This window comes from Thermoflexus sp. (assembly GCF_042408365.1).
Lineage (GTDB): Bacteria > Chloroflexota > Anaerolineae > Thermoflexales > Thermoflexaceae > Thermoflexus.
Genome location: NZ_JBHOQJ010000104.1, coordinates 1 through 8,877, shown reverse-complemented (window position 1 = coordinate 8,877; position 8,877 = coordinate 1). Strand labels below are relative to the sequence as shown.

Annotated in this window: 9 protein-coding genes; 3 read left to right on the top strand and 6 right to left on the bottom strand. The window is 62.8% G+C overall.

The genetic code is table 11. The annotated features are described in order from the left end of the window. Nucleotides 1–217 precede the first annotated feature (217 nt). On the top strand, nt 218–1,855 hold the full coding sequence (locus ACFMO5_RS04495; protein WP_376791561.1) for a long-chain fatty acid--CoA ligase: 1,638 nt from the start codon (nt 218–220) through the stop codon (nt 1,853–1,855). Nucleotides 1,856–2,028: 173 nt separating this feature from the next. Here the strand turns inward: ACFMO5_RS04495 and ACFMO5_RS04490 are convergent, their stop codons facing one another. From ACFMO5_RS04490 to trmB, 5 genes are all read right to left on the bottom strand, one after another. After that, nucleotides 2,029–2,658 carry a nitroreductase family protein gene (locus tag ACFMO5_RS04490; protein ID WP_376791560.1) on the bottom strand — a complete coding sequence of 210 codons (630 nt, stop codon included), beginning with the start codon at nt 2,656–2,658 and terminating at the stop codon, nt 2,029–2,031. Continuing rightward, nucleotides 2,658–3,206, bottom strand: coding sequence for a cob(I)yrinic acid a,c-diamide adenosyltransferase (locus tag ACFMO5_RS04485; protein WP_376791559.1), 549 nt, complete (start codon nt 3,204–3,206; stop codon nt 2,658–2,660). The genes ACFMO5_RS04490 and ACFMO5_RS04485 overlap by 1 nt, the downstream gene beginning before the upstream one ends. Nucleotides 3,207–3,291: 85 nt before the next feature. Continuing rightward, the gene (locus ACFMO5_RS04480) at nt 3,292–3,744 is read right to left on the bottom strand and encodes a divergent PAP2 family protein (RefSeq protein ID WP_376791558.1); all 453 of its coding nucleotides are present in this window, start codon (nt 3,742–3,744) and stop codon (nt 3,292–3,294) included. Nucleotides 3,745–3,747: 3 nt separating this feature from the next. Further along, the gene (xseB, locus tag ACFMO5_RS04475) at nt 3,748–3,981 is read right to left on the bottom strand and encodes an exodeoxyribonuclease VII small subunit (protein ID WP_376791557.1); all 234 of its coding nucleotides are present in this window, start codon (nt 3,979–3,981) and stop codon (nt 3,748–3,750) included. Between the two features lie 130 nt (nt 3,982–4,111). After that, nucleotides 4,112–5,143, bottom strand: coding sequence for a tRNA (guanosine(46)-N7)-methyltransferase TrmB (gene trmB, locus ACFMO5_RS04470; RefSeq protein ID WP_376791556.1), 1,032 nt, complete (start codon nt 5,141–5,143; stop codon nt 4,112–4,114). Between the two features lie 134 nt (nt 5,144–5,277). On the opposite strand from trmB, the gene ACFMO5_RS04465 reads away from it, so the two are divergent. Then, nucleotides 5,278–5,952: a hypothetical protein gene (locus ACFMO5_RS04465; protein ID WP_376791555.1), complete on the top strand. Its 675-nt coding sequence runs from the start codon at nt 5,278–5,280 to the stop codon at nt 5,950–5,952. Nucleotides 5,953–6,008: 56 nt separating this feature from the next. Here ACFMO5_RS04465 and ACFMO5_RS04460 read toward each other — a convergent pair whose 3' ends face one another. Continuing rightward, nucleotides 6,009–7,109: an ABC transporter ATP-binding protein gene (locus ACFMO5_RS04460; protein WP_376791554.1), complete on the bottom strand. Its 1,101-nt coding sequence runs from the start codon at nt 7,107–7,109 to the stop codon at nt 6,009–6,011. Nucleotides 7,110–7,536: 427 nt separating this feature from the next. On the opposite strand from ACFMO5_RS04460, the gene pfkA reads away from it, so the two are divergent. Further along, nucleotides 7,537–8,502, top strand: a complete 966-nt coding sequence (pfkA, locus tag ACFMO5_RS04455) for a 6-phosphofructokinase (protein ID WP_376791553.1) — start codon at nt 7,537–7,539, stop codon at nt 8,500–8,502. Nucleotides 8,503–8,877: the final 375 nt, after the last annotated feature.

Here is an 8,877-nt window from a genome sequence, read left to right as displayed (position 1 = left end):
GCCAAAGGCGGCCGGCTCGCCCCCAAACCCTTTTCATCCCCCCTCCCTGCGGCCCGAAGGGCCGTGGGAAGGGGGATCCAGGGGGGTGAGGCCATCCGCTCGGCCCGAGCAGCATGATTACTGAAAATCCCTGGGTGACTTCCCCTGTTTGCGGCAGAGCAGTGTGGATATAATAGAAGTAAGCCCCCTTATCTCCTCGAGCGAAAAGGAGGGAGCCATGGAAGGGCTGATGATGGATTGGCCGCTGACCTTGCATCATTTCCTGGACCGCGCCGCGCGCCTGTTCCCTCGCAAGGAGATTGCCACCCGCACCGCCGCTGGGATGCACCGCTACACTTACGCCGATTTCCATCAACGAGTTCATCGCCTCGCCCATGCCCTGAGCCGGCTCGGGATCGGGCGCGGCGACCGGGTAGCCACCTTCGCCTGGAACACCTACCGCCACCTCGAAATCTACTTCGCTGCCCCCTGCATGGGTGCCGTCCTCCACACCCTGAACATCCGCCTCGCACCGGATCAGCTGATTTACATTATCAACCACGCAGAGGACCGCGTGATTTTCGTTGATGCCTCCCTGGTCCCGCTCCTGGAGCGCATTCGGGATCAGATCCCCACCGTCAAAGCCTTCGTCGTCATGAGCGACACCGGCCCGGTCCAGACGGCCCTGAGCCCCGCTCTGGATTACGAAGCGCTGCTGGAGGAGTCCCCCGACGCCCCTTATCCATGGCCTCGCCTGGATGAGAACGCGGCGGCTGGGATGTGTTATACCTCAGGGACCACAGGGAACCCCAAGGGGGTAGTCTACAGCCATCGGGCGATCTTCCTGCACTCCCTGGCCCTCTGCCTGGCCGATACCTTCGGCATCTGCGAGCGGGATGTGTTGATGCCGGTGGTCCCCATGTTCCACGCCAACGCCTGGGGGTTGCCCTTCGCTGGGGTGATGGTCGGTGCCAAGCTGGTCTTCCCCGGCCCACACCTGCAACCCCGGGACATCGCGGAGCTGATCCAGAATGAGCAGGTGACGGTGACCGCTGGCGTGCCGACGATCTGGATCGGCCTCTACGCCCTGTTGGAGCGGGAGCGTTATGACCTTTCCAGCCTTCGGGTAATGCCGGTGGGGGGTTCCGCCATGCCCCGGGCCCTGATCGAGGCCTTCGAGAAGCGCTTCGGGATCCGTGTGGCGCACGCCTGGGGGATGACCGAGATGACCCCGCTGGGCACGGTGGCGAATCTCAAGAGCTATATGGCGGACTGGCCTGAGGAGGAACGTTTTGCGATCCGTGCCAAGCAGGGCATGCCGGTGGTCGGTGTGGAGATCCGGGCGGTGGATGATCAGGGGCGCGAGGTGCCATGGGACGGCCGGACCATGGGCGAGCTCCAGGTCCGCGGCCCCTGGGTGATCCGGGCTTATTACAACGACCCACGCACCGCCGAGGCTTTCCAGGATGGATGGTTCCGCACCGGGGACGTGGTGACCATCGATCCGGAGGGCTACATCCAGATCGTGGATCGCACCAAGGACCTGATCAAGAGCGGCGGGGAGTGGATCTCTTCGGTGGATCTGGAGAACGCCCTGATGGCCCATCCCAAGGTGCTGGAGGCTGCGGTCATTGCCGTGCCGCACCCGAAATGGCAGGAACGCCCGTTGGCCGTGGTAGTTCCGCGGCCGGAGCATAAAGAAAGCATCACCAAAGAGGAACTTATAGAATTCCTGAGGTCGCGTTTCGCTAAGTGGTGGCTGCCGGATGACGTCGTATTTGTGGAAGCCATTCCCAAGACCAGCGTGGGGAAGTTCGATAAGAAGGTGCTGCGAGAGCAGTTCCGGGAATATCGGCTGCCTGAGGGGCCAGCCTGATCCCAAACCGGAGGTTGCGGGGCGGGTACTTCGGCGATCCGCCCCGCAACCCGATCATCGACATAGCTCACAAGCGCTTCACCGGCGCTCCTTAGAGGAGCGGGCCGCCCTCCACTTGTCTCCCCTCCTGACAGCCCTCCGGGCGACTGAGAGTAGGAGAATTCCCCTCTTAGTTACGGTCCTATCCACAGCGTGAACATCTCAATTGGCCGCCTGGGTTTGGCGCGGGGCGGCTCCGCAGGGAACCCAGCCAAGATCATCCCCTGGGGTTCCCAATCCGCCGGCAGCCCCAGGACCTCCCGCACGGTCTCCGGGCAGAACAGGGGAGCGCAGATCCAGCAGGCCCCCAGGCCCAGGGCGTGGGCCATCAGGAGCATGTTCTGGCCGGCCATCGCCACGCTCTGCACCGCCATCGCCCGCTCGGCTGCCTGACGTCGCTCATCCGGGTATCGATCCATCTCCGCCATCGAGAGGCAGACCACAATGGCCAGCGGGGCGGAAACGATCCGCTCATAAGATCGGGTGATCTCTTGTATGATCTGCTCCTCCGGAACCCCCTCCCGTCGTCGGTCCTCTTTGAGGCGTTCGCCCATCGCCTGGGCCAGCCGGGCCCTCACGCCCGGATCCTCCACCACCACGAACCGCCACGGCTGGCGGTTGTGGGCGGAGGGAGCCCATCGGGCCCCCTCCAGCAGCGCTGTCACCCATGACCGCGGGATCGGATCCGGATGATACCGCCGGATGGAGCGTCGGGCGCGGATCAGTTCCAGGAGCGCCCGGGCTGGAGCCGGAAGGCTTTCCATCAGGGGATCCATGGGAGATCCTGAACGCCGTGGATTGCGTTGGCCCATCGGGCCAGCATGAAGAGCAGATCCGAAAGTCGGTTCAGGTAGGCGAGGATCCAGGGGGGCACTGGCTCCTGCCGGTGCAGCGTCACCACCTCTCGTTCCGCCCGTCGGCAGACAGTGCGAACCACATGGAAGGCTGCGCTGAGGGGATGGCCGCCGGGGAGGACAAAGACACGGGTAGGGCCGGCCACGGCCTCGCACTCGTCGATCCATGCTTCCAGCTCGGCGATCCGCCCCTCCGGGGGAGGCGGCAGCGCAGAGGCCCGATCCGCCATCACCGGATCCAGAGCGAGGTAGCTTCCGATCACGAAGAGGTCCCGCTGGATCGTCTGCAGGCGTTCCGGCCATGGGGCTGGGATCCCCATCGCACCCAAGTAGCCCAGCCAGGCGTTCAGCTCATCCACCGCCCCATAAGCGGCCACCCGGGGGTGATCCTTGGGAACCCGGGTCGGGCCCATCAGTTGAGTGGTGCCATCATCGCCGGTCCGCGTGTAGATCTTCATCGGATTCCACCGCCACGGGTGATATAGAGTGCTTCTTGCTCTATTGCGAACAGTGGAAGATCCTTTCCCTCGACTCGGTGCGTTCCTACGGCGCGAAATGCCACCAAAGCCATGCGATCCCGATCCCGAGCAACGCGCCCACAAAGACCTCCATCGGGGTGTGGCCGATCAGCTCCTTCAGCCGTTGCTCGCTTAACGGACGGCCAGCGAACACCTCATCCAGGATCTGGTTCAAGATGCGGGCCTGGATGCTGGCCGCGCGACGGACTCCGGCTGCGTCATACATCACAATTAAGGCAACGATCAGGCTGATGGCAAAAGCTGTTGAGGTCAGGCCTTCTCGCAGCCCCACCGCTGTCGCCATCGCCGAGACCAGAGAGGCATGGGAGCTCGGCATGCCGCCGGCGCTGATCAGCAACCCCAGGTTCAGCCGCCGTCGCCGCGCCCATTCCACCGGGACCTTCGAGGCCTGAGCCACAGTCCAGGCCAGGAACGCCGGGATCAGAATCGGATTCTGGAAAAGATCGCTCGCCGCCATTCCTCATTCCTCAAATGGGGTCAGCTGGATCGCCCCGGACTCGTTCCGCTCAAGCAGCTGAACCCGAAGCTGGGCCTCCTGCAGCAATTGCTGACAGCGATCAGCCAGCGCCCGTCCCCGTTCATAAAGAGCCATGGCTTCCTCCAGAGGGAGCCCGCCGCCCTCCAGGGCGCGCACAATCCGCTCCAGTTCCATCAGTGCTTCTTCAAAGGTTAATTCCTGGATGGCTTTGTCCATCGAATCCTCCTTATCATCAACTTCTCCCGATCCCCACGGCCCAAGGGTCTGTGGGAATGGGGAGGAAACCCTTCGGGGGTTGGGGGCCGCCTTTTGCCTAACTGATCCCCAAAGACCCATGGGGTTTGGCTTAGATCGTGGAGGAGAGGATCCGAAGACCCGGTGTTGCCTCCTCAATGGCGGAGGCGACAGCCCGCACGCCCATCTTAAGGGCTTCCGTCGGCCGCAGCCCTCCAATCTCAGCCGGCTTCAGGATCCAGCTCTCATGCCCGTGGGGCTGGAACCGCAGGGCCACTGTTTCCACCCACTGGCCTTCCGCCATCAACAGCTCAATCAACAACCCTTCTCCCTCTATCGAGCGATATAGTTCCTTCACACGCCAGATGGTCCCCCCGTCCTGCCATATACGTCCTCGCAATGCCGCTACCACCTGAGACAGCTCCGGCATGCCTTGCCAGATCCGATGGGGCATGGTTTCCTCCGGACGCATCATATGAGGAAGCGATGGGCAGGGCACTGGCCCCACCCGCCGCCAGATGAAATAGAAGCACGTCCGCCCGGCGGCGAGGGCTTTCCGCTCATATCGGGTGGGTTCCCGGTCCGGCAATGCGTGCACCCATGGCTCCCCGAAAGCGCTCTGGAACCCCGGGGTCCGCTCCAGCGCCTCAGCGATCCAAAGCGCATAATCCGCGTCGTCGGTGGCGATTAGGAGCGTGCCGCCCGGGCGAAGGCGATGAGCTGCCAGTTGCAGAAAGGTTGGCGTCAGCAGCCGCCGATGGTGATGACGTGCCTTCGGCCACGGATCGGGAAAATTAATATAAAGTCCGTCAATGGATCCTGGCTGAAAGAGGAAAGCGAGAGCGGCGAAGGCATCTCCAAGCACCAGGCGGACATTCTCCAGGCCCTCCCGGTGCAGTCGCTTAAGTGCCCATCGGGTCGGCTCCAGGGCCCGCTCCACTCCCACGCAGTTCGCCTCCGGCATCCGGCGGGCCAGCGCAGCCAGGAAGGACCCGTCGCCGAACCCAAGTTCCACATGCAGCGGGCCGTTCCGACCGAAACAAGCTGCCCAATCCGCTGGCCACGGCAGATACCGCAATTCCAACAGCCAGCGAGGATCACCGAGCTGGAACCGTGGAGGGGGGATTTGCCGCTCCTCGGACATAGAGTTCCCTGCTCTCCTCGGATCGTGAACATTTAAGGGAACAGACGGCTGCTCAACTCGCGTTATCGATCCACCAGGAGAATTATAGAGCATGGGAGCTCCGCGGAAGGATTGTTGACGAGGAGAGCACGCTCATGCTCGCTCAATGGGATAACGATCATCTCCGGGGATTCCGGACCAGCGGTTCGAGGATCAGAGGGATCCTGCGAGGCATGTTTCTGGGGATGCTGGGCCTCTGGATCGCCGCCTGCCGTCCAGCCCCTGAGGCCCGCTATACGGCGGATTTTATGAACGGCGCCCTGGGATGGTTTCTTCCTCAGGAGGCGCGCTTCGCCGCGCGGGTGGAAGGCGGACGTCTCGTCCTGAGCCTGAAGCCGCCGCGCACGGTCGGCTGGGCCCTCGCCCCCTTTGCATTCCGGGATGGCCAGGTGGAAGTGGAGGGAACCTTGTTGGAGGGCCCCTCCTCCACGGATTACGGTCTGATCGTCCAGGCTCAGGGAGGGCGCTTCTATCGCTTTACGATCAGCGCGGATGGTTACTACGCGGTCTTTCTGTATGAACGGGGAAGCTGGCGAACCCTCGTGGATTGGACGGCCTATCCGGCCATCCAACGGGGGCGGACCACCAACCATCTGCGGATCCGTTGCGCCGGCGAGGAGATAACCTTCTGGATCAATGGCAGCCAAGCGGCCCGTATCCGTCGCGAGGAGAAGGATGTCAGTGGGCAGGTGGGTGTGAGCATTGGGACAATGCAACGAGGCGAGGCCCGGGTGGCTTTCGATCGGTTCATCGCTGTACGGGAGCGTTGAAATCAAGCGGGCTGTGGGCGCGCTTTGGCGCGCCCACAGCCCGCTCCTGTGCTGGCTCAGCGGATCGCTCGCTCCGTCTCTGCGTCGAAGAGGTGCATTCGATCCATATCGAAGAGCACGCGGATCGTGTTCCCCACCAAAGCCCGGGTCCGCGGATCCACGCGCGCGACGAACACCTGACGGCCTGCCACCAGATGCAGGTGGATCTCGCTTCCCATCAATTCCCGCACATCCACCCGGGCCTGCACCTCTGCCGGATGATTGAGGGGCGGGGCAAAGTCGGGGTCGTAAATGTGCTCCGGTCGTAGGCCGAAGATCACCCGCCGACCGATATGGGCCCGATACACTGCCGCCCGCTCCGGCGGGACCGGCACGCGGAAGGCGCCGGTGTCGATCCAGAGCCCATCGCCCTCTGGGACCAGGCGGGCCTCGAAGAAGTTCATAGGCGGCGAGCCGATGAACCCGGCCACGAAGAGATTTTCCGGCCGCTCGTAGAGGTTCTGGGGGGTATCGACCTGCTGGAGCACTCCATCTTTCATCACTGCGATGCGGGTGCCCATGGTCATCGCCTCGACCTGGTCGTGGGTCACGTAGACGAAGGTCGTCCCCAGCCGCTGGTGTAGTTTGATCAGCTCCGCCCGCGTCTGCACCCGCAGCTTGGCGTCCAGGTTCGAGAGCGGCTCGTCGAAGAGGAACACCGCTGGATCGCGGACGATGGCCCGGGCCACGGCCACCCGCTGGCGCTGGCCACCCGACAGCTGCCGCGGCTTGCGATCCAGTAGGTGCTCGATCTCCAACATCCGGGCGGCCTCCCGTACCCGCCGCTCGATCTCCGGCTTGGGGACTTTGCGCATGCGCAAGCCGAAGGCGATGTTGTCATAGACGTTCATGTGAGGATAGAGGGCATAGGACTGGAAGACCATCGCGATGTTGCGGTCTTTGGGAGGGATCTCCGTCACATCGCGCTCTCCGATGTAGATCCGTCCACGGGTGACCTCTTCCAGCCCGGCCAGGAGGCGTAGGGTGGTGGTCTTGCCGCATCCCGAGGGACCAACCAGCACCAGGAATTCTCCATCCGGGATATGCAGCGTGAGGTCCTTTACGGCCACCACGTTTCCGAATTGCTTAGTCACATTCTCAAAGGCCACGCTTGCCATGGACTTTACCCCCACCGAAAGTTCACAGAGCCCAAATTCCAGCGTAGGAGCATCCTTTACATTCGCATAGAGCCGATCCGGAGAGAACAGCTTCATGGGCCGATTACATTTTATTTTAATTCGAGCGTTTTATATAGGCAACGGCCCTGTCAAGCGTTGTCAGCGCTCTAATGGGGGTGCGGAAACAACTGCTTTGTCCGCCTCCATTGTGGAGATCTTCAGCGAAGGGGGCGAATTTTAGTTGCGGCGGCTTTGCTGTTACAACAAAGGCATCCTCTCAATCGGATTGCGAGGCGGCGTGGCGTCTACCATCAGCGGGCGTGTCGCAGCGCCAGATGTTGCTTATGGCGCCCAAGGCCCAATAAAATGGTTATAATGTGTGATTTTAGAACGGCGCTCAACGCTCCAATCAGGGGAGGTGAGTGGAATGCGTTGTATCGGTGTGATGACAAGTGGGGGGGATGCGCCGGGCATGAACGCCTGCATTCGGGCGGTGGTGCGCACTGCCGCGTATCATGGCGTGCGGGTGTTGGGGATCCGTCGCGGGTTTCAGGGCCTGATCGAAGGAGAGATTATGGAGCTCCGCCCGCGTGACGTGGGAGGCATTATCCAGCGCGGTGGGACCATCCTTCAAACCGCCCGTTCTAAGGAGTTCATGACGGAAGAAGGACAGCGTAAAGCGCTGCGTCGCCTGAACCAGTATGGGATCGAGGGGTTGGTGGTCATCGGCGGCGATGGCTCCATGCGCGGGGCCTTCGCCCTCCATCAGCGCGAATTCCCAGTGGTGGGAATCCCTGCCAGCATCGATAACGACATCTGGGGCACCAATATGAGCATTGGGGTGGATACCGCTCTAAACACCATCATCGATGCCATCGACCGACTGCGGGATACGGCCTCCTCCATCGGACGGGCCTTCCTGGTGGAAACGATGGGACGGGATTGCGGGTATCTGGCCTTGATCGCCGGGGTGATCGGCGGGGCGGAGATGGTGCTGATCCCGGAGCGGGAGACCCGTCTGGAGGAGGTGGCCCGTGCGGTGATGGATGCCTATGAGCGGGGCAAGACCCATGCGTTAATTGTGATCGCGGAAGGGGCTCCCTACCGGACCACGGAGGTAGCCAAGTTCCTGGAAAGCCACCCGATTGGCTTTGATGTGCGCATTACGATCCTGGGTCATATTCAACGCGGGGGCAGTCCCACAGCGTTCGATCGCCTGCTGGCCACCCGCATGGGAGTGAAAGCGGTGGAGGCGCTACTATCGGGCGAGCGTGGGGTGATGACCGCCCTCCAAGGCCGTGAAATCGTGACCATCCCGCTGGAGGAGGTGGTCCAGCGCCGGCGGGAGGCCAATCTGACATATTATGATATGGTGTTGATGCTGGCCCGCTGAGGCCCTGTGGGAACCTGTTCAGACGCGCAGGGAATGTTCTGCCGCCGGGCCGGTTTCCCCTCGCAACATGGCGATGGCGTGAGGCAACACCTTCCCCAGGAGGTCCATCGCCTCCCGGACGGCCCGAGAGCTGCTCGAGGTCGCTGCGGTCATCGGCCGCGAGATGGATCTCAGGCTCCTGCTCGGCTTACAGCCCGAACGGGGCCAGGACTCAGTGGAGGAATTGGTGGCCTGCGGGCTGCTCACCATCAGCGGCGACCCCAAGCATCGCCGCGTCCGTTTCCGGCACCCGCTTCTTCAAGAAGCCGTGTACCAGGATATCCCTCCCCTGCGGCGCCGCCAGCTCCACAGCGCCGTCGCCGCAGCGCTCTTGAA